General features: G+C 58.8%; 24 protein-coding genes. 10 read left to right on the top strand and 14 right to left on the bottom strand.

The window, feature by feature from the left end; translation table 11 throughout:
- Together ACJ8PE_RS09490 and ACJ8PE_RS09485 are read right to left on the bottom strand one after the other, a co-directional pair.
- A partial coding sequence (locus tag ACJ8PE_RS09490; RefSeq protein ID WP_442536751.1) for a paraquat-inducible protein A occupies positions 1-611 on the bottom strand: 611 nt, incomplete at its 3' end.
- Positions 612-770: 159 nt separating this feature from the next.
- Positions 771-1,709, bottom strand: a complete 939-nt coding sequence (locus ACJ8PE_RS09485) for a VirK/YbjX family protein (RefSeq protein WP_197761928.1) — start codon at positions 1,707-1,709, stop codon at positions 771-773.
- A gap of 391 nt (positions 1,710-2,100) precedes the next feature.
- Between ACJ8PE_RS09485 and ACJ8PE_RS09480 the strand changes: the two genes are divergently transcribed.
- Together ACJ8PE_RS09480 and ACJ8PE_RS09475 are read left to right on the top strand one after the other, a co-directional pair.
- The gene (locus ACJ8PE_RS09480) at positions 2,101-2,880 is read left to right on the top strand and encodes an alpha/beta hydrolase (protein WP_197793893.1); all 780 of its coding nucleotides are present in this window, start codon (positions 2,101-2,103) and stop codon (positions 2,878-2,880) included.
- A gap of 429 nt (positions 2,881-3,309) precedes the next feature.
- Positions 3,310-3,528, top strand: coding sequence for a TM2 domain-containing protein (locus ACJ8PE_RS09475; RefSeq protein WP_015376761.1), 219 nt, complete (start codon positions 3,310-3,312; stop codon positions 3,526-3,528).
- Between the two features lie 50 nt (positions 3,529-3,578).
- On the opposite strand, the gene ACJ8PE_RS09470 is transcribed toward ACJ8PE_RS09475, so the two are convergent.
- On the bottom strand, positions 3,579-4,112 hold the full coding sequence (locus ACJ8PE_RS09470) for a hypothetical protein (protein ID WP_197793892.1): 534 nt from the start codon (positions 4,110-4,112) through the stop codon (positions 3,579-3,581).
- Between the two features lie 501 nt (positions 4,113-4,613).
- Between ACJ8PE_RS09470 and ACJ8PE_RS09465 the strand changes: the two genes are divergently transcribed.
- A complete protein-coding gene (locus ACJ8PE_RS09465) occupies positions 4,614-5,711 on the top strand; it encodes a hypothetical protein (protein WP_197793891.1) in 1,098 nt (365 codons plus the stop codon).
- Between the two features lie 3 nt (positions 5,712-5,714).
- On the opposite strand, the gene ACJ8PE_RS09460 is transcribed toward ACJ8PE_RS09465, so the two are convergent.
- The 6 genes from ACJ8PE_RS09460 to ACJ8PE_RS09435 all read right to left on the bottom strand — a co-directional run bounded on the left by ACJ8PE_RS09460 (position 5,715) and on the right by ACJ8PE_RS09435 (position 11,861).
- Positions 5,715-6,419 (bottom strand): hypothetical protein, encoded by a 705-nt coding sequence (locus ACJ8PE_RS09460; protein ID WP_197793890.1) that lies wholly within the window; start codon positions 6,417-6,419, stop codon positions 5,715-5,717.
- A 16-nt stretch (positions 6,420-6,435) separates the two neighbouring features.
- Entirely contained in the window at positions 6,436-7,611 is a 1,176-nt protein-coding gene (locus ACJ8PE_RS09455) for a hypothetical protein (protein ID WP_197793889.1), read from the bottom strand.
- Positions 7,608-8,894 (bottom strand): hypothetical protein, encoded by a 1,287-nt coding sequence (locus ACJ8PE_RS09450; RefSeq protein ID WP_197761924.1) that lies wholly within the window; start codon positions 8,892-8,894, stop codon positions 7,608-7,610. Before ACJ8PE_RS09450 ends, ACJ8PE_RS09455 begins: the two co-directional genes overlap by 4 nt.
- 53 nt (positions 8,895-8,947) lie before the next feature.
- A complete protein-coding gene (gene cybB, locus ACJ8PE_RS09445; RefSeq protein WP_197761931.1) occupies positions 8,948-9,472 on the bottom strand; it encodes a cytochrome b561 in 525 nt (174 codons plus the stop codon).
- Between the two features lie 278 nt (positions 9,473-9,750).
- On the bottom strand, positions 9,751-11,352 hold the full coding sequence (locus ACJ8PE_RS09440; RefSeq protein ID WP_197793888.1) for an ABC transporter substrate-binding protein: 1,602 nt from the start codon (positions 11,350-11,352) through the stop codon (positions 9,751-9,753).
- Positions 11,353-11,480: 128 nt separating this feature from the next.
- Complete coding sequence (locus tag ACJ8PE_RS09435) at positions 11,481-11,861, bottom strand: winged helix-turn-helix transcriptional regulator (protein WP_197793887.1); 381 nt, start codon at positions 11,859-11,861, stop codon at positions 11,481-11,483.
- A gap of 84 nt (positions 11,862-11,945) precedes the next feature.
- On the opposite strand from ACJ8PE_RS09435, the gene ACJ8PE_RS09430 reads away from it, so the two are divergent.
- Complete coding sequence (locus ACJ8PE_RS09430; protein ID WP_033651038.1) at positions 11,946-12,713, top strand: NAD(P)H-dependent oxidoreductase; 768 nt, start codon at positions 11,946-11,948, stop codon at positions 12,711-12,713.
- Here ACJ8PE_RS09430 and ACJ8PE_RS09425 read toward each other — a convergent pair.
- A complete protein-coding gene (locus ACJ8PE_RS09425) occupies positions 12,710-12,958 on the bottom strand; it encodes a hypothetical protein (RefSeq protein ID WP_004940639.1) in 249 nt (82 codons plus the stop codon). The two genes, ACJ8PE_RS09430 and ACJ8PE_RS09425, sit on opposite strands and share 4 nt — an antisense overlap.
- Before the next feature lie 193 nt (positions 12,959-13,151).
- On the opposite strand from ACJ8PE_RS09425, the gene ACJ8PE_RS09420 reads away from it, so the two are divergent.
- From ACJ8PE_RS09420 to feaR, 3 genes are all read left to right on the top strand, one after another.
- Complete coding sequence (locus ACJ8PE_RS09420; RefSeq protein ID WP_197793886.1) at positions 13,152-13,565, top strand: Exc2 family lipoprotein; 414 nt, start codon at positions 13,152-13,154, stop codon at positions 13,563-13,565.
- A 107-nt stretch (positions 13,566-13,672) separates the two neighbouring features.
- Positions 13,673-14,314 carry a DsbA family protein gene (locus ACJ8PE_RS09415; protein ID WP_197779929.1) on the top strand — a complete coding sequence of 214 codons (642 nt, stop codon included), beginning with the start codon at positions 13,673-13,675 and terminating at the stop codon, positions 14,312-14,314.
- A gap of 139 nt (positions 14,315-14,453) precedes the next feature.
- Entirely contained in the window at positions 14,454-15,353 is a 900-nt protein-coding gene (gene feaR / locus ACJ8PE_RS09410; RefSeq protein WP_197761914.1) for a transcriptional regulator FeaR, read from the top strand.
- A gap of 33 nt (positions 15,354-15,386) precedes the next feature.
- Here feaR and ACJ8PE_RS09405 read toward each other — a convergent pair whose 3' ends face one another.
- Together ACJ8PE_RS09405 and leuE are read right to left on the bottom strand one after the other, a co-directional pair.
- Positions 15,387-16,886: an aldehyde dehydrogenase family protein gene (locus tag ACJ8PE_RS09405; protein WP_042783752.1), complete on the bottom strand. Its 1,500-nt coding sequence runs from the start codon at positions 16,884-16,886 to the stop codon at positions 15,387-15,389.
- A 159-nt stretch (positions 16,887-17,045) separates the two neighbouring features.
- Entirely contained in the window at positions 17,046-17,684 is a 639-nt protein-coding gene (leuE, locus tag ACJ8PE_RS09400; protein WP_004940625.1) for a leucine efflux protein LeuE, read from the bottom strand.
- A gap of 237 nt (positions 17,685-17,921) precedes the next feature.
- On the opposite strand from leuE, the gene ada reads away from it, so the two are divergent.
- Both ada and ACJ8PE_RS09390 read left to right on the top strand, forming a co-directional pair.
- Positions 17,922-18,977, top strand: a complete 1,056-nt coding sequence (ada, locus tag ACJ8PE_RS09395; protein ID WP_442536750.1) for a bifunctional DNA-binding transcriptional regulator/O6-methylguanine-DNA methyltransferase Ada — start codon at positions 17,922-17,924, stop codon at positions 18,975-18,977.
- Entirely contained in the window at positions 18,974-19,687 is a 714-nt protein-coding gene (locus tag ACJ8PE_RS09390) for a 2OG-Fe(II) oxygenase (protein WP_197761912.1), read from the top strand. The genes ada and ACJ8PE_RS09390 overlap by 4 nt, the downstream gene beginning before the upstream one ends.
- On the opposite strand, the gene tehB is transcribed toward ACJ8PE_RS09390, so the two are convergent.
- Positions 19,682-20,545, bottom strand: coding sequence for an SAM-dependent methyltransferase TehB (tehB, locus tag ACJ8PE_RS09385; RefSeq protein WP_197761911.1), 864 nt, complete (start codon positions 20,543-20,545; stop codon positions 19,682-19,684). The two genes, ACJ8PE_RS09390 and tehB, sit on opposite strands and share 6 nt — an antisense overlap.
- Before the next feature lie 178 nt (positions 20,546-20,723).
- On the opposite strand from tehB, the gene ACJ8PE_RS09380 reads away from it, so the two are divergent.
- Complete coding sequence (locus tag ACJ8PE_RS09380) at positions 20,724-21,827, top strand: DUF1615 domain-containing protein (RefSeq protein WP_197761909.1); 1,104 nt, start codon at positions 20,724-20,726, stop codon at positions 21,825-21,827.
- 52 nt (positions 21,828-21,879) lie between these two features.
- Here the strand turns inward: ACJ8PE_RS09380 and ACJ8PE_RS09375 are convergent, their stop codons facing one another.
- The gene (locus tag ACJ8PE_RS09375) at positions 21,880-23,559 is read right to left on the bottom strand and encodes an alpha-keto acid decarboxylase family protein (protein ID WP_197793795.1); all 1,680 of its coding nucleotides are present in this window, start codon (positions 23,557-23,559) and stop codon (positions 21,880-21,882) included.
- Positions 23,560-24,288: the final 729 nt, after the last annotated feature.

Raw genomic sequence — 24,288 nt, 5'->3', positions numbered from 1 at the left:
ACGCCCTGGCGCATGCCGGTGCGCCCCACCGTCAGCGGGCGATTAAGTCGCGGCGCCGGTTCGATATCCTGCCACAGCCAGCGCCGATCCACGCACTGGAAAGCGCGCACCTGCAGCAGGCAAAACAGGCAGTAAGGCACGAAGCTGCTGCCGATGCCGATGTCGCCGTAGGCCATCAGCTTGACGAAGCTGACCAGCACCCCGGCGAGGAAAATTTCCACCATGCACCAGGTCTTGAACTGGAACAGCACCCGGGCCATCCACTCTTTGAGGCCCAGCGGCAAGCGCACTCTGGCGCACAGCAGAACGATCGCCACCATGCAAAACGCCGGGATCAGCTGCACGAACACTATAAACAAGGTGGCCATGCTGGCGTAGTCTTCCGCCACCATGACTTCCGGGATTTGGATCAGCCGGATTTCGTTGCCGAGGCCGGCGACGCGCATGTTGATAAACGGGAAAATGTTGGCCAGCACCAGCATGAACAAGGCGCTGAGCGCGTAACCGATCGGCCGCTTGCGCGGCTCGTCCCAGCGGGCGCTGAGCGTGGTTTTGCAGCGCGGGCATACCGCTTTGCTGCCATAGGCCAGCGGCGGCAGCGCCACCAGCATGTCGCACTGCGGGCAGAGCGTCTTATTCTGTGACGACGCGTCGATGTGCAGTAGTGCTGGCCGACTGAAGGATGGCAACTGGTTTTCCCTGTAATTGGTGGGCAACGTACGGGGTATTTGACTCAAAAAACTGTCCCAAGAATGTTCATGATAGTTTTATTATGCAATTTTCGCGCAGAGGTTAGTCGTATTAAGCGTGCGAACTTGCTCTGCAATATCATCTATGATTTGAAAACGTCGGCGATACTCTGCCCGCTTTTTACTGGGTATATGTTCCAAAGATTTTCTTTCAAACGTCAAAGGCAGCTGCCAGCGCCAGGCATTTTGTTTTATCCCGCCTATCAACGACCAGAAATCGTCGTAGCTTGCATGTAAATGCCGACCTTTACTCATTCGATACCGCAGTGAGCGAAAAACGTGTCCATTATCGCTGACACCATAAATAGCGCGCACCGCGGTGAGTTCCGCGAGGCGGCTAATAAACTCCATCAAAACACGTTTGGGGAAAATACCCGATAGAGCGCGCGTAGCTTCTTTGATGGTCTCATGAGGTACATGTCGTCCAGGACCTTGCAGACCACCAATGATGAAATGCCATTCAGCCCCTTCGGACACGGCCGAAAAGGTCACGCTGGCGAGTAGCACATTATTGTCACCACGCAACCATAGCGTTGACTCGCCCTCTCGTTCTGCTTTGTGCGCACAAGAGGCCGAAATAGTAAAACGAGCCTCCTCTCTGCCGGTGAATTCCGCCAAAATCGTTTCTTCACGTGATATCAGCGCGCAGGACAGTGCTTTGTTACTGAGAGAGGACACATACCGGTAATGGCTGACAATTGCCGATGCGCGTTGTTTGGCATTGAGGTTGCGCGTCAGGTATTGCCGGTGCGTTTTACACGGGAATGTGTCTTGATTATATAGCATCGATTTCAACTCACTCTGTAGAGTTAAAATGGACAGTGATTGTTTAGTCGATGAATAGTATAAAATAAGGCGAAGCAAGAACTTTGCGCGGAAGCTCTTTTTCCTCCATGCCGGGCCAGGGACAGTCTGTCCCGAGAGTAATTCTAAGATAATATTTCCTTTCAAGATTTTCATCCTATAAGTGCGTTTTTTATTTTGATTTTTCGTTTATTAATTGATGGCGTTCTTGATATTTTAATGGGTGATTCTTAATTTATTATCCATGTTCTATCAAGATTTGATGGAGAAGACGCTTTTAACCGGACAGCATGTCGCCCTGAATCTGCTTCGGCCGGCCTTTTGCGCATGCGGTTCAGGTTGTTCACGAGGCCTCTGTTTGTTGCTGAGTGGTAATGTGCTGCAAGGGATAATACCAGTATGTTTGTTTAATGATTCACACAACCAGCAAGCGTCGTAAGCCGAATAATCTGTTGCTACGGTTGAACCTCACCGTCTTTTCTCTCATCTGGGGAGAGACATTACCGCCAATGTTAAATCACAGGCTTATTTATAAAGTGAGGTTGTTATGTGTGGATGTTTGATTTCAAGAACGAAGGACTTTAACTTTAATGGTCAACGTTATAGGGTTTTTATTGCTCATGACAAGCAAGCGCATGGCGATTTAAAAGCGCTTTACTTTCTCGATGCCAATACTCAATTCTCCCAGCTGACCGAACGCCATCAGAGTAGAAACAACGACAATATTCTTTATGTCGGCATTGGCTATCAGGATGGGGTGGATATACTAAAAGCAAGAACCCGCGACTATACGGTTCCCTCTGATGATAAAGAGTTTATTGACGGTGGCGGAGCGCCGGCATTTTATCAGTTTATCACCGCATGCGTTAAGCCCTGGGTTGAGTCACGCTACTCAATCAATACAGACAAACAAACGCTGGCAGGTCATTCACATGGCGGGCATTTTGTACTTTATACGCTGCTTAATCATCCTGACGCGTTTCAAAATTATCTGGCGGCCAGTCCATCGATCTGGTGGGGGAATGGGGCGTTGCTTCCTGATGGCAAGTTAACAATCGCTGAAAGCGTTAATAAAATAACCCTGATGATTGGCGAGTATGAAGAAAAGGTTCATCCGCAAAGTAATGAAACTGAAAGAGGGCGGGTGACCAGAATTAATGCAACACCCAAATTGCGAGTCAGGCATCTGGCAAAAAAACTGATCGAAGATGAGCAACGCTGTGATTTTATTTTCTGCTCAGGGCGTCGTCACCAAGGGGTCATCAAGGATTATGCACTGATGGCGAATGCGATTGCGGCGCATAATACTCAACGTGATGGGCTTTAGCGTCGTGATATAATCATTTTTTGAACATCTGCAAGTGAGCTGCTTTTAGCCGTCTGCAGGTATTCACCAGGGAAACTAAAAATTATAACGATATGCCGATATCAGGCAATGAAAATCTGTTTTAACCTTATCTCTTACAATGACGGCTGCGGGATAATGTTCGCTCATCTATTATGCCGCCGAGATCCTGCGAGCGTGCGTGTTTTTTTGAGCCGAAACCGAGTATCTGTAGCCTCGCTTCCCCTGCTTCCCGCAGCTTATCCTTTCGCCGGTTAAACAACCGTTTAATTAATTGCTGTTATAATTACCCCTGTTGAGTCTTGATGGGTGAATGTTTTCCTCCTCAAGCATTGCGATGCGGCGCTCTGTGGAGCGGCATCCGTTTTTAGGCATGCCGGTGGTTCGGTGAGAAGTTAGGAGAAGTGGACTATGAGCAGAAAAGACAAGCTCGCGGCGGCCCTGTTGGCCATCTTCCTGGGTGGGCTGGGCATTCACAAGTTTTACCTGGGCATGAAGTGGTGGGGGCTGTTCTACCTGCTGTTCTGCTGGACGGGGATCCCGGCGATTGTCGGCTTTATCGAAGGTATTATTTATCTGTTCCAGTCGGAAGAGAAATTCAACCAGAAATACAATCCTGGTCTGATTTAAGGCTTTTCTGACGGCGCTTCCTGTTGCGGGAAGCGCCGTTTTTCATTCCGTTACTGTTTCTTCATCATCATCTTGCCGCGCATTTCTTTGCTCATCATTTTATTCGAGCTGGAAATCACGCAGTTATATTGCTTGCCTTGGTTAATGATCATAAAGGTGCTGACCGGATCTTTAAAATTCTTGTCGATGGTGAAATAAATATAGGCCTGCGGTAGTGCAGCCGGTTTAAAGGCGCCGAAGGCGTACACATCCGCCAGGCCCAGCGCAGAGAGATCGACCGTCAGCTCCATGGGTTTCATGGAATCCGGTGATGGGAACATCGACTTGGCCGACATCATCATAGTGCTGCTGTTGATGGTGTAATCGGTTTTGACCTTCATGCCCATATATTTCGATTCCGGCATGGAAAGTTCTTTTTGGCAGGCGGCGTCGTGCTGCGGCGCCGGGCTGCCGTTTTCCATCACGGCGTGCACGTGTTCCAGCATCACTTCCGCGTTGCCGGTGGTAGGTTGTGCATCGGCCGCGTAAGCCGCGCCGCTGAAGGCGGCCACAGAGGTAAGGATAATGCCCGTAACGATTTTCATTGTCGGTCTCCGGAATGCTAATAATGATATTAATTGCGGTGTGTAGCCTATTGGCCTGATAAAACGCAAAGTGACCCGTTCCGTGGAGATGAAATATCCCCGGAATATTGCTAGAAAAGAGTTTTTCTTCCTCGCGAAAAGCAAGGTTGTGTTAATTTTTTAAGCGCCTTTCTGATTTTTTATTCGGTATTTTTCCTGCATATAAATAGTATGTCTAAACATAGTCAATGTTTAGAATATGTACAAATTATTGCAGCTTTTTTCCTCTTTCTGCTTTCTGTTTTTAATAGGGCTGTAAATATTGCATTGAGATACAGAGAGTTATCTTTCTACGTTGCAGTCACTCTGTGAAGCGTTATTTATGTGATCTTCATAGTCACAGAAATAACGCTGAAATTATTACCTTTCTATTTAACGGCTAATTATTCATGGCATAGGCTTCAACCCCACTAACCGCCTGAGCTAGAATCAGGCGGTTTTCTCTTCGAAAAGGATATCGCCATGGCCGCCTGGGCGCTTTTGATCGTCGGTTGGTTATTGATTTGGCAGGATCACCCGGTTTGGGGTGTGCTGTGCATCGCGCTGTTTGCCGTGCTGCAATGGGCGAAGTACGCCGCTAAAAGCGGGCAAGAACCCGAAGAAGCGGCAGAGTGGCGCAAGACCGACTGGCGTTCGCAGCCGATTGAGATGGCGCACGCCGGCGACAGCGACCGGCAGATTGGCGGCGTGGGGGAACTGGGCATGGGAGGCCCCAGCTTTTGGACGCTGCTGCTGCGCGACGGGGCGATTGTGCATGGCGCCTGTGCCGTGCCGCAGGACGTGGACGATGGCAAGCTGCGCCTGATACCGACCCGCAGCCGCCAGGGAGAGGAGCTGACGGTATACGAGCCCGCCGCCCGGGCGATGTATGCGCTGCCTGCGTTGACCGATCGCGAGCTGGGAGCCTTGGCCGCCGGTTCCGTTGAGGCGCTGGCGCGGCTGCGGGCGACGTGTCGGCAGGTGGAGGCCACGCCGTTGCACCTTGTGCGCGGTCTGTGGGTGCCGCTGTGGTCTGAGGATCCGGCGGATCGGCTGGAGATCACGTTGCCCAGCGGCCGCGTGCTGGCGGCGCGCTCGATGTTGCCGGCGGATCTGCGCCAGGCGGACGATCCTGCCGCGCTGCTGCACACGCCGCCTTATGAACTGTTGTTGGATAACAGGCCGACCGATCGCTTCGTGCGCGATCTCGAACGCGTGGCGGAATCCCCGGTGGGTGACGGTTTGAGCGTCGGCGGCTGCCAGTTCCGCGGCGAGCATATCGTCGATGGCCTATACCATCTCTACTTCGCCGGCGACTGGTTCAGCCTGCTCTCTTATGCGCATAAACCGGCGGGCGGGCGCGGTTCGGACACCACCTTTTTCGTCGAGCGGGTCGAGCCGCAAGACGGCGGGGTGTTTGTGATTGAATGGGATGCCTACAGCGTGGGGCCAGGCGGGCGTGAGCCGCGCGTGCCGGCCCCGCCGGTATTGGTTATCGCGGTAAGTTGGCAGGAAACGCCGCTGCAGTTGCCAACGGCCAACAACCGCGTGACCGTGCGTTTGCCCAACGCCACGGCGTAAGGCTTAAGGCAGCACCCTGACTTCGCCGTTGTGCATGGTCAGCACCGCGATCGGGCTGCCGGAGAAGCACTCCCTAAAGATCCAGTCGCTGGGCCGAAACGCCGCCGCAGGCAGCCCGGCCTGCCACTCCTCCCACTGCGGGGTCGGCTTATCCGGCGGTAAAGAGAAAGAGACCAGCCAACCGGCTTCGCAGTGCACCGTTTGGCCGGTTGGACGGGTGAAGGTATGCGCACCTGCCAGCTCCATCACCGGCGGTAAAACCTCGAAGGCGATGATCGGCACGCCGGCCACGCTCTGCGGCTGAGGAAAACGCACGGCGGTCACGCCGTCCATCGTGATAGGGCTGTCTTCGGTGCCGGGCTGGCGTGGTTCCTGGCGGTTCACCCAACTGCCTTTCGGCAGCGTGATTTCACCGAACGGTTTTGCCTCGTCGAGCGTCAGGTAGCTGCGCCGATTCCACTGTTCTTCCGCCCGCTTGCTCTTGATATCCTGGATGGCGATGCCGATAAGCATCAGCACGCACGCCACCGGATAGACCGCCAGCGCCGAGGCCAGCAGAAAGCCGAGCCAGGAGAGCTGCGGTCGCGGGCGGCCGCAGCGGGCGGCGGCGTAGCGCCAGCCCCACCAGGCGAGCAGGATGCCGGTGGGCAGCAGCGCCAACAACAGCGCCACCAACCCCGCAGCGCCGGCACTATAGCCTAACAGCATGGCAGGTTCCTCATGTTCATGGCGTGGTGGATCGATAGCGAACGAAGTAGGGCAGCGGCGGGGCCTCCCCGTCATCGCCATAGTGGCTTTCCGGTTCGATCACGGTTTGGCGTGCGTCGTCGCGCCCGTTGTAGCGGTACTCCAACGGCTGTCGGTAGCGCACTTCGGATGAACGCAGATCGAAAATCAGCGAAAGGCGCGCATCGCCGTTATCCGTTTGGGCGACCAGCTTGTCGTTGCCCGCCCACAGCTGATACAGCGATTTATCGCCGTTTTCCAACAGCACCGCCAACTGCCCGTCGGATTGATAACGCAGAAGCTGATACAGCCCTCTGTCCAGCGTTTGGGCGATCAGGTAGATGCCGCCATCCGGAGCCTGCGCGCTTTCCTTGACGCGCACCGTTAGCCAATGCAGTTCGGCCACCTCGCCGGTTTTGCCGTTAACGGCAATGTGCAAGGCGCCGGAACCGAGCACCGGGTTCATCCAAAACAGCACGCGATCGCCATCAACGGCGGTAAAGATCTCGGGCATGGATTTGCGCTTACCGGAGGCGTAAGCCGTCGGTGACTCCTCCTCGCCGCGCTCAAAGCCCAGCAGCTGTCGCTCATCCAACAGCGCCGGCAGATCCAGCGTCTGCCGCCAATGGGCGCCAAAGTCCGGGCTGTAGAATACGCCTTCGGTGCTGATGAAATACAGCGCGCGCTTTCCCGACAGCGCCGCCAGTTTGCCGCCGATAAAGGAAGGCAGATTGTCGTCGCCCTCCGGCCAGGGGATCAGCGCCCCGATGGTGCCCCGTTGCACATCGACCAGCCGGCGCCCTTTGGACAGAAAAAGCATGCACTCCTGCTCGACGCAAACCGCATCGTAGATTGATTCGTCGAGTTGCCCCAGCATCTGCAACCCCTTCGGGCCGGTGAATAACACCTGGCTGAGGTAGTTGGCCGCCCAGCCGTAGAAGCTGTTGTAGGCGCTGGTCTCACTTCTTTTGCTGATGAGCAGCAGAGCGCCGTTCTGCGCCGGGTAGCTGTGGATGAGATCGTAACGGGCTATTGTCGGCAACGCCTCGTCGCTCTGGGTCCATTGCCACTGCGCATAGCGTTGTTCAGGGGCGAGGAAATAGACGCCCAGCGCGCTGGCCAAAAACAGCGTCAGGATAATAAGGGGTCTTTTATAAAGCGCTAGCGTCATCATTTCAGCTCCGTCACCTGTTCCTGCCGCCATAGCCTGCGGCGCAGATTGCGCAGGTATTTGAACGTCTTAAACGTGCGGTGCTGCTCAAAAGCGTAGAGGCGGCAGATCTGGGCGAAGCCCTCGATCAGCAGCGCCAGGCCGCTGACCATCAGCATCATCAGCAGCAGAATCGGCGGCAACTCACTGCCGAGGCGCTTCAGGGTCCAGGCATCCAGGTAAAAGCCCGCTGGGGTATCGGCGTTATCCCACACGATCAGGCCGAGCATCAAACACATCATGATCGCGCCCAGGATGAAAATGACACGCGCGCTCAGGTTAAGGCCGGCTTCGGTGAAGTAGCGATTGCCGCCGATGAGATAGGTTTGGTGGTCGCGATGATTGATGATCCCGCGCACCGTTGGCAACTCGGGGACGGTGTCGTTCTCGCAGTACAACACCTGCAGCGGATCGCCCTTAGCGATGAAAAGCGGATGCTGCCGACGAAATACCGGATGCAGTTTGGTCGTGGGGACGTTGAGCGCGCGGGTCGTCACCGCGAAGTGCGTCTCGTTCTGACGCCACGCGTAAGTGTCCAAATACTGCACCTGCCGCGGGATCTCATAGTGGCGAAGTTCGTAGCTCAGGGCGTTGACCGTCTCGATGCCGGAGGCCTCGACGCCGTCCGGAAGGGGAAGTGCGGTCTGCAGCGGTGCGGTCGTCGGCACGGCGTCTTTGCGGACAGCCCGGTATCTGATGCCGGGGATTTTCAGGCTGAGCGAATCGGGCGGCGTGACGTCTTGCCCCAGCAGCACGCGATCCAGCGCCCTGAGCAGGCGCCTGCGGCCGCGATGCCCGATCAGCAAGAGCTCTGAACCGACGAACAGCACCATGCCGATGCCGATGAGGCCAGCGATGATGGCGATAAAGAACAGGACGATGGTCAGCCAGGAGTCTTCCCGGTCCATGATGAAAAAGGCGGCCGGGAAGCCACCGGCCAGCGCCGCGCCCAGCACCAGCAGGGCGAAATATTTCAGCTTGTATTTAAGCGTTCTGTCGGGTTCCAGCCGGCCTTTCGTGCCGTGCAGCAGCCAGTGCAGCCAGTAGCTGCCGTCCCGCAGGCGGTGAGCGCCGATCTTCACCCGATCGCCGGCGGCGAGCGTGGCCAGCAGATTTTCGCTGTCGCTGAAGTCGTCACGGTAAAAAAAGAACGTCTGGCCAGAGGCGATGATCCTCACCAGGTTGTCGGGCGCCGTCTGCTGGCAGGCGCATTGTTCGACGGTCACATTAAAAAATTGGGTTTGCATGTCATTCCCTGTCAGCGGGCGTGGCCCGAAAAGTCATCCCTGGCGCCGGGTATTCAGCGTTTTTTCATCAATGGCAGCATGCGCACCAGCGCATTGTCCTTGACGATGTAGTGATGGAACAGCGCGGCGGCGGCATGCAGGCCGATCAGCCAGTAGCCGAACGACGCCAACGTTTTGTGCCAGCCGATAATCATCCGCGCCTGCGGCCGATCCGCCACGTCGGCGAACGGCATCGACAGGCCGAACAGATACCACTCCTTGCCGCCCAGATAGCGCGAGTACACCCCCAGTACCGGCAGCGTCAGCAACAGCAGGTAAATCAGGGTGTGCGTCAGGTGCGCCAGGCCGGTTTGCCACTTCGGCGGTTTGGGCACGATGGTGGGCGAGGGGTGGCGCCAGCGCAGGAATAGGCGGGCGATCATCAGCGCAAACACCGTTACGCCGCAGCTGAAGTGGGTGACAACCAGTACGTACCAGGGGGCGCTGCCGGGCTCGGCAAAGCCTCGCAGCTCGATGGTGACGCAGGTGATGACCAGCAGGATCGCCACCAGCCAGTGCAGGCGAATTTGCCACGGCATGTAGGTGTTCTGCACCGGGTTACCTTTTGATATTAAAGGGTCTGTGTGCCGATGGTAACTAAATGTTACAGGCGAGGAAAGCGCCTGCATGCAGTTTAAGCAAAATGCCAGGGATTACGCCGTTTATTAAGCTATGAATTTAGTGGGTTAAGTGCCTGGCGACAGGGGAGGCAGTTAGCATCGTAAGTTGTGAAGTTAATGCGCGGTAGGTTCAGAGGCTGGCAGCTTATTAAGCGATGAGGCGGGTAGCGCCGCAGCTCTCGCCGCGGCGCCTGGGATCAGTTCAATTTGGCCTTGGCGAAATCGCTGCCGTTCACGTCCACCACATAGCCGCTCAGGTTGCTGCGGGTGGCGTAGAACACTTTGCCGGTGGCCAGCGGCAGCCACGGCGCCTGTTTGGCGAAGATCACCTGCGCCTGTTGATACAGCCTGGCGCGTGCCTGCGGCTGGTTCTCCTGGATCGCCTGCTGGATCAGGCTGTCATAATCCTTATCGCACCAGCGCGCCACGTTGGCGCCGCTCTGCACGCCGGCGCAGCCGAGCAGGGTGGCGAAGTTATCCGGATCGCCATTGTCGGACACCCAGCCGTACAGCGCGCTCTGTTGCTCGCCTTTGCGCAGCCCGGCCAGATACTGGCCCCACTCCCAGGTGACGATCTTGGCCTTCACGCCCACTTTCGCCCAGTCGCTCTGGATCATCTCGGCGATGCGCTTCGAGTTCGGGTTGTAAGGGCGCTGTACCGGCATCGACCAGATGTCGGTCTCAAAACCCTGCTCCAGCCCGGCTTGCTTCAGCAGCTCGCGCGCCTTTTGTGGATCGTAGGCGTATTCCGGCAGCTTGTCGTTGTAGCCCAGCATGCCCGGCGGCAGCAGCGAATTGGCCGGTGTACCGCTGTCTTTGAACACTGCGGCGACGATCGCTTTCTTGTCCACCGCATAGCTCAGCGCCTGGCGCACCAGCAGGTTGTCGAACGGTTTTTTCTGGGTGTTGAACGCCAGATAGCCGACGTTCAGCCCGGTAATGTCGTGCAGCTGCAGGTTGTCGTCGGCCTTGATGGCGGCGAACTGTTCCGGCAGCGGCGCGGGGATGATCTGGCATTCGTTGGTTTTCAGCTTGGCCAGCCGGGTTTGCGGATCCGGCGTAATCGAGAAGATCAGATGCTTGCTGGCCACTTCGCCCTGCCAGTAGTGCGGGTTGGCGATGTAGCGGATCAGCGAATCTTGCTTGTACTGCTGCAGCGCGAACGGCCCGGTGCCGATCGGCCAGTTGTCGACGTATTCCGGCGTGCCCTTTTTCAGCATGGCGTCGGCGTATTCGGCGGACAGGATCGAGGCGAAATCCATCGCCCAGTCGGCGACGAAGGCGGCGTTGGGCTGGCTCAGCGTGAAGCGCACATGATGCTCGTCCACCGCTTCCACCTTGGCGATCAGTTTATCCAGTCCCATGTCGGTGAAGTATTCATAGTTGCCGCCGGAGACCTTGTGATACGGGTTAGCGGGATCCTTCTGCCGCATCACGGTGAACACCACGTCTTCGGCGTTGAAGTCGCGCGTTGGGGTGAAATATTTGTTGCTGTTGAATTTCACGCCCTGGCGCAGGGTAAAGGTGTAGGTCTTGCCGTCCGGGCTGACGCTCCACTCGGTGGCCAGCGAAGGGGCAGGGGTTTTATCGCTTTCGCGCAGCGTTACCAAGCGGTTGTACAGCACCTGCGAGGTGGCGATAAAGGTCGGCCCGGAGCTGGAGAGCTGCGGGTTGAACGATTCCGGCGAGGCAACGGTGCAGTACACCAGCGCATCGGAAGCGGCCAGCGCGCCGCCCGCCGACAGCAGGCCGCAGCCGGCCAGCACCAGCGCGGCGATTGGGTGTTTTAAAAACGTCAAGGCAAGATCCTCAGGTGGAGTGGGCCGTTACCGGCGAATTGAATTAACTATAGATAACGGATGGCGAGACCGGGAACAAGCGTCTCACCTGCGCATTCTGTGCGCCGCGCGTTGCTTGCCAAACCGCTTTACTCGCTCTCGCGCTTGTGGTCGGCATCATAGCGCTCGCGAGCGGCGTCCAGCTCGGGGAAATGGTATTCCGCCCAGCGGTCCAGCGCCGTCAGCGTCTCGACCAGCGAGCAGGCGACGGCGCTGAGCCGGTATTCCACATGCGCCTGATTCTTTTCACTTAAATCCAGCCGTTCGAGCAGCCCGTTGCGTTCCAACTGGCGCAGCGTTTGCGTCAGCACCTTCTGCGAAATGCCGTCGATGCGGCGCAGCAGCTCACCGTTGCGCATTGGCCGCTGCGCCAGCGCAGGCAGGATCAGCATCACCCACTTGCCGGAGATCAGCGCCAGCGCATCGCGCGCGGAGCACTTGCTCGAATAGACGTCGCCGGGATAAGCCATTGGGGGTTACCTTCAGGTGCGTAATTGCCAAGGGGGCGATAAAGCCACAGCATAGCAGCACCACCTTACAACGGGAGAAACAGGATGAACGTGCTGATTGTGCTGGCTCACCCCGAGCCGCATTCCTTCAATGCCCATTTGGCCGAACAGGCGCGGCAGGCCTGCCTGGCGCAGGGGCATCAGGTGAAGACGGTCGATCTGTATCAGGAGGGATTTGATCCGCGCGAGGGCGCCGGCCATTACCCCAGCAGAAAGCAGGCGGACAGATTTGATGCGATGCAGGAGCAGCGCCATCACTGGACGACTCAGGCGCTGCCGGCGGAGATCCGGCGGCATATCGAGCTGCTGCACTGGGCGGATACGCTGGTGCTGCAGTTTCCTTTCTGGTGGTTCGGCGCGCCGGCCATCATCAAAGGCTGGATGGATCGGGTGTTCGTTTACGGCGGGATCTACGACAGCCGCCACCGCCATGAGAACGGCGTAATGCGCGGCAAACGGGCGCTGCTGACCGTCACCGCCGGCGCTTCCGCACAGGCCTGCGCGCCGAACGGGCGTGACGGCGATATGCGGCTGATGCTGTGGCCCATCATGCATGCGTTGCACTATATCGGTTTTAGCGTGCTGGAGCCGTTCCTGGTCTATGGCGTGCGCGGCGGGTTGGCGGGCGAGGCTCTGCAGGCGCAAAACGCCGCGTTGGCGCAGGTGACGCAGGCGTACCGGGACGGTTTGAACGCGTTTTCCGCCTGGCCGGCGGTGCCGTTCAACCGCAATGAAGATTTTGACGCCGATCTGGCGCTGAAGCCCGGCGCGCCGGTGTACAGCCCGTTCGTGCGGCATTGCGATCCGGATTAGAATCCGGCCTTCAGCAGTTCCTCGCGTAAATCGTCGATAATCGCCGGTTCGATGTCGGGGAACTGCTGCTGAATATCGGCGATGGCTTCGGCCACGCTCGGGCCGGCGAAGGTGCCGGAGAAGGGCAGCAGCGGCAGGTTCGCGTCGCTGTCCGGCAGTTCGCCGCGGATGGTGCCGGTGATCATGCCCGCTTTTTTTTCCGCCGTGAGGTCGTACTCCCCCACGCTTTTGTCGATCGGTTTCATTGGCCGCCTCGCTGTCGGTGAGTGTTTACCCTGTTCTGTTAAAGCATAGTGTTTCAGGCAATGAATACCAATCAATGTATATAATATTAATATAAAACAATATGATGCGATTTTTTGTCGTTTGACGTTCGCCGGGGGCCGGCGCTATGCTCTTGGCGCTAAAGGACCTTCCTCACTGACAGGGACAGACGACATGAAAAGACTGAAAAGCGCGGCGCTGTTGTTGCCGCTGTTGCCGCTGTTGGCGCTCAGCGCCTGCACTCATCACCTCAGCAGCGCCGAGCAGCATGCCAAACACTACGTTTATCAAACCCGCGACGACTTCGATCCGCAATTCCGCACCGATGTGAACGGCAGCATTAAAAACGCCGTGCCGATGTTCGAACAGTTCTACCAGCAGGGGAAAAAGGATCGCGCGGCGGGCGTAGCGCGCAGCGAGGCGCAGAAAAAGGCCGACTATCTGGCCAGCCCGGAATTCCAGCATAACATGGAACACAAAACCATTTTCATCAATCGCGCCTACAGCGGATCCGACAATCCTAAGCGTCGCCAGGTGCTGTCGCAGGAAGCGGTAGGTGCCTATTGGGACGGCTACGAAGGACGCTGACTGAATCCCACATAAACAGAAGGTAATAAAAACTGGCCTTCTGCCGGTTATTTGATTATAAAAACCGCCGCTAAGGACGATGTTCATAATCGAAACCAGGAGTGTTTATGTTGGCAAACGTTAAGCGTTCGTTCGCCGCCGCCGTCGTATTGATGTTGGCGTTGCCCGCGGTTCAGGCCGCGGATTACCGTGCGGGCGAGCAATACACCCGGCTGGATAAGCCGGTGGCCGCCGCGCCGGCGGTGGTGGAGTTCTTCTCCTTCTACTGCGGCCCTTGTTATCAGTTCGCCGAAACTTACCGCGTGGGCAGCACCGTGGCGCAGGCGCTGCCCGCGGGCGAGAAGGTCACCAAATATCACGTCAGCCTGATGGGCAAACTGGGCAATGCGCTGACCGAAGCCTGGGCGGTGGCGACGGTGCTGGGCGTGGAAGACAAGATTGAAGGGGCGATGTTCGACGCGGTGCAGAAACAGCGCGCCGTCAACAGCGCCGACGATATACAGCGGGTGTTCACGGCGGCCGGCATCGATGCCGCCACCTATGAAAACGCGCGCCACAGCCTGCTGGTCAAAGGGTTGATCGCCAAGCAGAATGAAGCGGTGAAAGCGTTTGACGTGCGCGGCACCCCGTCGTTCTACGTGGCTGGCCAATACAAGATAGACAATGCCGGCATGGCCGCCACCAGTGTTGAAGGCTACGCCAAAGAGTACGCGGCGGTGGTGCGTTACCTGTTGGACAAACAGCCTTAAGGTGGTTCTCCCTTCGGCACCCGATGATCTGTGATCGCGGTGCCAAATCCCCCGCTCGCCATTGATTGTGTGTTAACGGATTGTTATGGTGATTTTCTGTTCAACGGCGCAGCGCCGCCGGCGTTTGAAGGGAGAGATCATGACGGCATTGGCAACGCTCCGCGACGCCGGCTTCGAAGAGTGGCTGGGCAAAATCAACACCGCCTGCGGCAGGTTCTGCGCGAAAACGCTGGGGCCGGGTTTCAGCGGGGCGATGCAGGAGTTCCGCGCCCATGCGCTGCGTCTGAGCGTGGTCGACGTGGCCCAGGCCCGGCTGTATCGCACGCCGCGTGAAATCGCCCGCAGCGACGGCGCGCACTTTTTTACCGTCTTCCAGCTGCGCGGCAGCGCGTTGATGGAGCAGGGCGATCGCCAAACGATGCTCTCTCCCGGCGACATGACGCTGATTGACGCCTCACAGCCCAGCAGCTTCACCTTCCAGCGCGATTCGCGCCAAATCTCTTTGCTACTGCCGCGCGGCTGCCTGCCGCTGCCGCCGCCTTGCGTGCAGCGTCTGGGGGCGGAGCTGAGCGCGGTGCGCCTCAGCCGCCAGCTGGTGCTGAGCAGCATGCAGGATCCTCAGCTCGCCGCGGCGGAAAGCGAGGCGGTGTTGAATGCGCTGGCGGCGCTGCTGCGCCCGGCTTTGGCGCTCGAACAGGCGCGGCCGGAAGGGCAGCACCCGGTCTTTGACAAGGCGCTGGCGCTGATCGACAGGCATATTCAGTCGGCGCAGCTGCGTCCTGAGTGGGTGGCAACCGAGCTGGGGGTATCGTTACGCAGCCTGTATCGGCTGTTCGCCCGTCAAGGGCTGGTGGTGGCGCAGTACATCAGGAACCGCAGGTTGGATCTGTGCGCGCAGGCGCTGCGCAGCGCCGCCGGGCAGGAAAAGCTGGCCGGCATTGGCCTTGACTGGGGCTTCGCCGATCACAGCCATTTCTCGACCGCTTTCAAGCAGCGTTTCGGTATGTCGCCGAGCGAGTACCGTCGGCAGTATCAATAAGTCAGGGCGCGGGCCAGGCCCGCGCCGCTGCACTCAATAGCGGATGCAGACCGATTTCGACTCGGTGTAGGCATCCAGCCAATCCGGGCCGAAATCACGGCCGCTGCCCGACTGTTTGAACCCGCCGAACGGCATGTTCGGGTCGATCAACGTATGGGTGTTGACCCACACGGTGCCGGCCTGAATGCGCGGCGTAAACGCCATCGCCTTTTGCAAGCTGGTGGTCCACAGGCTGGCGGTCAGCCCGAAGTCGGTGTCGTTGGCTTTGCTCAGTGCCTCTTCGGCGCTCGCCACCCGGATCAGGTTGACCACCGGGCCGAACACTTCCTCGCGCGTCAGGTTCAGCCGGTCATCCGGATTGATCACCAGCGTCGGCGGAATGTAGAAGCCGTTGGCGTCCGGGCCGGCCGCGCCGCCGATAAGCTCGGCGTTTTTCGCCCTGGCGTCGTCCAGGTAGGCCGCCACCTTGTTGCGGTGCGCGAGCGACACCAGTGGGTTGATTTGCGCCCCGGTATCCATCCCCGGCCCGACCGACAGCGATTTCACCGCCTGTTCGAATCCGGCCACCAACCGATCGTAAATCGGCGCTTCGATATAAATTCGCGAGCTGGCGGCACACACCTGCCCCTGGTTGAGGAAGCTGCCGAGCATCAGGCCTTCGATCACCTGCTGCGGATCGGCATCTTGCAGCACGATGGCCGGGTTTTTACCGCCCAGCTCGAGCGTCACGCGGGTCAGGCGATCCGCCGCCGCGCGCGCGATGCTTTTGCCCACCGGCGTGGAGCCGGTAAAGCTGACTTTGGCGATCAGCGGATGTTCGGTCAGTGCCTTGCCGCACACGGTGCCGCGGCCGGTGACCACGTTGAACACGCCCGGCGGCACGCCGGCTTCGCTCGCCAGTTCGGCGATGCGCAGCAGGGTGAGCGGGGTGGTTTCCGACGGCTTGATGACGATGGAGCAGCCCGCCGCCAGCGCCGGCATGACTTTCCACATGCCGATCATCAGCGGGAAGTTCCAGGGCACGATGCCGGCGACGACGCCGATCGGCTCTTTGCGGGTATAAACCTGATATTTGGCGCCCGGCGGCATCGGAATGGACACGTCCAGCGTCTGACCGGTGATTTTGGTCGCCAGCCCGGCGGTGTAACGCATCCAGTTCAGGGTGCTGCCGACTTCGAAAGCGCGGGCGATGTTGATGGATTTGCCCTGCTCCAGGGTTTCGAGCTGCGCCAGCTCTTCGGCGTGCTGCTCCACCAGATCGGCGAAGCGCAGCAGGATGCGTTCGCGCTCGACCGGCAGACGCTGCGCCCAGACGCCTTCGCTGAATGCTTTGTGGGCGGACTCCACCGCCTGCGCCACGTCGTGTTCGTTGGCGTCGGCGGTGGTGGCGATTTGCTGCCCATTGGCGGGGTTATACACCGCCAGGCGGCCTTCCGCGGCGGACGCGCGCCACTGGCCGTCGATATACAGCCCATGCTGACGATCGAGAAAACGCGACACGCTATCCAGCACGGCTACGGTATTGTCAGACATACATCCTCCGATCAGATTCATCAGGTTATCGTTAACCCTGAGAGTCTAGATCAGCGGTAAAGCGGCGGCTTTGCTCTGCCTGACATTCGATTTGTCCTGCGTGTCATTTTGCCGTGACGGAACAGTAAACCGCGGCCGGCGGGCGCCGGCCGGGAAGGATTACGAACTCAGGGTCGCCAGACGGGTGGCGAAACCGAGGAACAGCAGGCCGATCAGGCCGTTGCCGAGCTTCGCCAGGCCTTTCTTGTGGTTGAAGAAATGCGCCAGCATCGCGCCGGAGAAGATCAGCGTGCTCATGTAGATAAAGCTGACGGCTTCAAGGATCAGCGCCAGAATGGTGAACGACAGCCCGGTGTGCGCGTAGTTGAAATCGATGAACTGCACGAAGAACGACACGTAAAACAGAATAGCTTTCGGGTTGGTCAGGCTCAGCGTCAGCGATTTGCGCAGAATGCTGTGGCCGCCCTCAATCTGTTGCTGTTGCGCCTGCGCCTTCTGCACGAAGGTGGCGTAGAGGATTTTTGCGCCAAGGAACAGCAGGTAAATCGCGCCGAGAAAACGCACCAGGGTAAACAGGAACGGCGTGGTGCGGATCAGCGAAGCCACGCCGATATAGGCGCAAAAGATCAGGATCGCATCGCCGATAAACACGCCCAGCGCCGCGGTATAGCCGGCGCGCACGCCGCGCGATATGCCGGTTTTCAGCACGTACAGCGTATTCGGCCCCGGCAGAATGATGATGAAGACCACCCCGGCCAAATAGGTCCATAAATTCAGGACGCCAAAACTCTCTAACACAATAACCTCTCCATGCGCGCAACTAACAGGCAGAAACACTGGCCACGCCCGTGGCCGGCCGCGATCCTAACGCCGTGCAACCGGGTTGGCAACGTAATAAACTTCATGTTGTTGGTTAAAAATTGTCGAAAGATTGTTGAAAACGTCGGCGACGAATTAAAAAGCAAGAGTCGGCGTGTTTCGCCAACGGCCCGTCACTATGCTGGTTAACATCGAAACCGCAGTGAGGAACGGATGATGAAAAACGTAATCGACAGCGCCGATCCGCGCTGGCTGGCGATTGTCAGCCGCGACAAGCACGCCGACGGCCGCTTTATCTACGCGGTGAAAACCACCGGCGTGTATTGCTCGCCTTCCTGCCCGTCACGCCAACCGAATCGGCAAAACGTGGAGCTGTTTGACGACGCGGAGCAGGCGGAGGCGGCGGGCTATCGGCCCTGTAAACGCTGCCGGCAGGGGCTGACGCCGCTGACGGAACAGCATGCGCGGCAGATAGCTGAGGCCTGCCGCTATATCGAGCCGGCGGAAAAAGCGCCGTCGCTGCAGACGCTGGCGCGCCACGTCGGGTTGAGCCAATACCATTTCCACCGGCTGTTCAAAGCGATCACCGGCCTGACGCCGAAAGGCTACGCCGACGCGCAGCGCAGCCAACGCTTACGCGCCGGTCTTACGCAGCGGGAAACGGTGACCGATGCGATCTTCGACGCCGGCTATGGCGCCAACGGCCGCTTCTACCAGCAGGCCAACGCCGCGCTGGGCATGACGCCGAAGGCCTATCGGGCGGGCGGCAAAGGCATGCGCATCCATTTCGCCGTCGGGCGCTGTTCGCTGGGCGAGATCCTGGCGGCCCAGAGCGAGGTGGGCATCTGCGCCATTCTGCTGGGGGACGATGCGCAGCAGCTGGTGCAGGATCTGCAGGACAAATTCCCCAACGCCGAGCTGATCGGCGGCGACGCGCAGTATGAAGCGCTGATGGCGCAGGTGGTGGGCCTGATTGAAGCGCCGGAGAACGGGTTGGCGCTGCCGCTGGATATTCGCGGCACCGCGTTTCAACAGCGGGTCTGGCGGGCGCTGCAGGCGATACCGGTCGGCGAAACCGTCAGCTATGCCGATATCGCTCGGCGCATTGGGGCGCCCAAAGCGGTGCGCGCGGTAGCCGGCGCCTGCGCCGCCAACATGCTGGCGGTGGCGATCCCCTGCCACCGGGTGGTGCGCAACGACGGCACGCTGTCCGGCTACCGCTGGGGCGTCGATCGCAAGAAAGCGTTGCTGGAAAAAGAGGCGCAGCGATGAGCGGCGCGCTGGCGACCCGGCTGGCCGAATTGGACTGGGCGGCAATTGAACGTGAACTCGATGCGCAGGGCTGCGCGCGTCTGCCGGGCGTGCTCAGCCAAGACCTGTGCCGCGAGCTTTCGGCGCTTTACCCGCAGGATGCGCATTTTCGCAGCCGCATCGTGATGGCGAAGCACGGTTTTGGCCGCGGCGAGTACCGCTATTTCGCCTATCCGCTGCCGCCGCCGGTGGCCGAAGCGCGCAGCCTGATGTATGCGCGGCTGGCGCCGGTGGCCAACCGTTGGAACGCCTTGTTGGGGTTGGAGACGTGTTATCCCGTCGCACATGAAACCTACCTGGCGGAATGCCACCGGGCCGGCCAGCGGCGGCCGACGCCGCTGCTGTTGCGCTACGAAACGGGGGATTACAACTGCCTGCATCAGGATCTGTACGGCGAGCGAGTGTTTCCGCTGCAGGTGGCGTTTCTGCTCTCCGCCCCCGAGCAGGACTTCACCGGCGGCGAGTTCGTGCTGACCGAACAGCGGCCGCGGATGCAGAGCCGGGCGGAGGTGGTGCCGCTGCAACAGGGCGACGCGGTGGTGTTCGCCGTGCATCACCGGCCGGTGGCGGGAGTGAAAGGCTACTATCGGGTCAATCTGCGCCACGGCGTCAGCCGAATACGCGCCGGCCAACGCCACACGCTGGGGATTATCTTTCACGACGCGCTATAGCTTGCGCGCCAGCAGGGTGGCGAAACGCAGCGAGATGCGGTTGCCGGCGGCGTCGGTCTTGTGCAGTTGGCCGACGTCTTCGTTGTATTTGAGGATCTCCCAGTCGCGATAATAATGCTTCAGCTCACCCGCGCTGAAGGTGAACGGGAACGGCAGCGGACAGGGATAATCCTCGGTATCCATCGCCGCCACGATCAGGTTATGGCCGCCGCGCACGGTGCTGTCCTGCATGTCTTGCACGATATGCGGAATTTGCTGGCGTTCGAGGAACATCAAGACCACGGTGGACAGGATAAAGTCGTATTCGCCGCTGAAGCGGTGGGTATTGAGATCCTGCACGCTGGCGCTCAGGCGGGTCAGCTGCTCGGCGTCGACGATCTGGTTGAGGCGGGCTATCGACGGCGCGTGCTTGTCCCAGGCGGTGACGTCGAAACCTTTCAGATTGAGATAGAGCGAATTGCGGCCGCCGCCGCAGCCCAGATCCAGCGCCTTGCCCGGCGCGATGCGCGCCGCCGCCTCAACCACTTCCGAGTGAGTGCGCGTCAGTTCGTATTTCTTGTGGTAGTAATCTTCCGGCGTGCAGTAAAACGCCAGCCGGCAGGTCATGTCGCCCGAAAAGGAAACGATGCGATGCCACTGTTGGGGGGCGATAAACGGCGGCTGGCTTTCAGGGCTAAACTGCCAGGTCTCGGTGGTGGCGCCGTCTTCGGTCATCATGGCGAACGTCAGGCTGCCGCTCAGCACGGTGAGCTTCGCCCAGGTGCCGCTCTGGGTGTTGTGGCGCTGACGAAAGGCTTCCGGCAGCGTTTCGCTGTTCCATTCCGGCAGGGTTTTATAGCAAAGCAGCTGCTGCTCCATAGGGGGCTCCTCTGGCTGGGCAAGCAAAGTGATTTATATGATGCATATAAAATACATCTTTATCGATCGTTTGAACATAGCAGCCTGAAGGAAAGGCGCGGCGAGATCTTTATACTGGATTGTGCGCGGCGGCTGGGCTAATTTCAGTGCTGTTCATGTCATCACGTTCAGGGAAAAGATGTCGATACGCCGTTTATGCCACCCGAAGCCCCTCCGTTTGCTGAGCCTGGCCGCGCTGCTGGCGCTGGCGGGCTGTACCAGCAAAACCACCACCACCTCGCCGGCGGCGCGCCCCGCCGACGTCAAAGCGCGACTGATGACGCTGATCCCGGCCAATGCCGGCGATCGTCAGGGTTGGGCCACCGATATCACCGCCGCGTTCGCCACGCAGGGCATTGAGCCGAGCGATGAGAACCTGTGCTCGGTGCTGGCGGTCACCGAACAGGAGTCGACGTTCCAGGCTAACCCGCAGGTGCCGGGGCTGCCGAAGATCGCCTGGAAGGAGATCGACCGCCGCGCCGATCAGATGCACATCCCGAACTTTTTGGTACATACCGCGTTGAAGATCTCGTCGTCGAACGGCCAGAGCTACAGCGAGCGCCTGGATAAGGTGCGCACGGAGAAGGATCTGAGCGATATATTCGATGACATGATCGACCGCGTGCCGATGGGGCAGAAGCTGTTCGGTCATTTGAACCCGGTTCATACCGGTGGCCCGATGCAGGTGAGCGTCGCCTTCGCTGAGGCGCATGCCAAAGGGTATCCTTATCCGGTTGACGGTTCGATTCGGCGCGAAGTCTTCAGCCGACGCGGCGGCATGTACTTCGGCATTATGCATTTGCTGGGGTACCCGGCCGACTATAGCCGGCCAATTTACCGCTTCGCCGACTTCAACGCCGGCTGGTACGCCAGCCGCAACGCGGCGTTCCAAAACGCGGTCAGCCGGGCGAGCGCCATTCCGCTGGCGCTGGACGGCGATCTGATCGACTTTGGCAGCGACAAGCCCGGCTCCACCGAGCTGGCGGTGCGCACGCTCGGCAAGCGCCTGAACATGAGCGACAGCGCCATTCGCCGGGCGCTGGAGAAAGGCGACACGGCCGACTTTGCCGATACCGACCTGTATAAGAAGGTCTATGCGCTGGCGGGCGGCAAGCTGCCGCGCGAGATGCTGCCGGGCATCCAACTGGAAAGCCCGAAAATCACCCGTAAGTTGACTACCGCCTGGTTCGCCAAGCGGGTGGATGAACGCCGTCAGCGCTGCATGGCGCGCGCAGGCGGTTAACCCTAAAGAAAACGCCGCCGGTGGCCTGAGTCACCGGCGGCGCGATCGCGCATCAGGCGCTGCGGCGCGGGTTGGTCAGGCCGAAGTTAAAGCTGTTGCAGCGATTGCAGAACTCTTTCATCACCGGCGGCGTGTCCATCATCGGCACTTTCACCTCGATAAACGCCAGCCTATCCTGCCGCGAGGCGTGTTCCAGGGCCATTTCCAGCTGTTGCGTGGTTTCCACCGCCACGCTGAACGGCTGCGATCGAGTATTCAGCACCGCCGGCAGTTTGGCGTAGTCCCACGGGCTGATGTCGTTGTAGGACGAGCTTTCGCCGAGGATATAGCGTTCGATGGTGTAGCCGTCGTTATTGATCAGGAAGATGATCGGCTTTTGCTCGCAGCGCAGCAGGGTGGACACTTCCTGCGCGGTCAACTGGAAAGAGCCGTCGCCGATGAACAGCAGGTGGCGGCGCTCCGGGGCCGCCATCAGGGTGCCGAGCAGCGCCGGCAGGGTATAGCCGATCGAGCCCCAAATCGGTTGGTTGACCACCTTGATGCCGTCCGGCATGCGCATGCCGCCGATGGCCGCGCCGGAGGTGCCGTTTTCCACCACCACCACGTCATCCGCCCGGATGAAGCGTTGGATGCGCCGCCACAGATAGGCCTGGTCGATAGGCGCGTCGCTCGGCGTCGCCAGCTTCTCATGTGGGCTGGCCAACGGCGCCAGGGGCTGCGCCGGCGCGTCTTCGCTCAGATCCAACAGTGCCTGCAGCAGATCCGCCGTCGACACCGCCGGGTAGGAGGTGTTGTCCAGCTTCATTGAGAACGGTTGGATGTCCACCTGAGCGGCGGCGGGAATGTGCTGGGAGAAATAGCCGGTGGTGGAATCCACCAAACGCACGCCGAAGCTCAGCACGCAGTCCGAGTGGGCCATGTGTTCATACAGTTCGGGGCGCGACAGATTGCCGCTGTAGCCGCCCATCCAACCGGCGGTGTTTTCCGGGATAATGCATTTGGCGGTGGGCATATTGGTCAGCGGAATGGCGAAGCGGTGAGCGACCGCGATGACCAACTGCTGCAACTGGTAGCGATCCACCATTTGATCGACCAACATGATTGGGCGCTGTGCGCGTTTGATTTTGGTTAACAGCGCCATCGCCGCTAATTGCACATTGTATTTATCGCTGGCCGGTAATTGCGGTGCCGTCGCCGCCGCGGCGATTTCAATTTCCACATCGCAAATATCCGACGGCAGCTGTAAATACACCGGCTTCTTCTCTATCCAGGCGCGGGAAATAACGCGTGGGATTTCTTGTGCGGCATTTTCCGGCGTAATCAAGGCTTGCGCAACGGTGAATTGTTTAAAGCAGTTCATGACGTTGTCGAAATTGCCATCGCCCAGGGTATGGTGCAAGAGCTGGTGATTTTTCATCGCATGCAGCGGCGGCGTGCCAGCGATGCAGATAACCGGCGAAGATTCGGCATAGGCCCCGGCGATGCCGGACAGCGCGGCCAGATCGCCGACGCCGTAGGTGACGATCAGCGCGCCGGCGCCTTTCATGCGGGCGTAACCGTCGGCGGCGTAGGAGGCGTTCAATTCATTGCAGTTGCCGACAAACGCCAGCCGCTCGTCGTTTTCCAGCAGCTCCAGCAGGCTGAGATTATAGTCGCCGGGCACGCCGTAAATACGATCGACGTTCAGGGCGTGAAGCTGTTGCAGAATGAATGACCCGATAGTTATTTTCATTGATTGCTCCGAATTATTTATCTTTATTTTGTCAGGCGAAAATCAGCAAAAATAAATTGCTGGCGATGTTGTGTCGTTAGCATTAACAGTTATTTAAAGTGTCGGCTTGTTCAAGACAGGCGTGGCAGCCGATGAATAGGCGGTTTGTATTCGGCGCTTTACGCGATTGAATAATGTATAAATAGTGTGGTTATTATGCAGGAGGACGGTGCGGTATTTTTCCCTGGCGGTATATCGACAGAAAAATGGCGGCGTATTGGCATTTATCATGATGCAGGGCGAATCATCCGGTACTTTTGACGCCGCGTTAAATCCCATCGGGTGGCGTAACGCTACCTTGCTGGTAAATAAAGGCAGAAGCCGGCGCAAAGAGGCATTTTGGTGATCCGCCGCACGCTTATTTCATGAAACCATCGCGCAACCAATCAAAAACAAAAAATTAACAATGTCGCTTTTTTATTCGCGTCGTGTTGTCAGTTTTACTTTACGGGGCTGCAATGCGCGTCGCTTCGGGCCGGCGTAAACAAGCGTCGTTACGGGCGCTAATATAACGTGGCGACCATCACATTCCTTGGGGCCGATACGTAAACTTTTCTCTACGTGTGCCTGGATGGCGTATACCTACCAAAGGGCCTGCGTCCCAGCTGGGCTCGTCTGAGGGGGAAATAGCCATGAAAAACTATCGACATGTGCTGGTGCTGATCCACGACGAGCGTGATGGGTTGCCGT

This window comes from Serratia sp. CY74737 (genome assembly GCF_052166775.1).
Classification (GTDB): domain Bacteria; phylum Pseudomonadota; class Gammaproteobacteria; order Enterobacterales; family Enterobacteriaceae; genus Serratia; species Serratia ureilytica.
The sequence above is the reverse complement of the archived record's forward strand: the minus strand, read 5'-3'. Positions and strand labels throughout refer to the sequence as shown.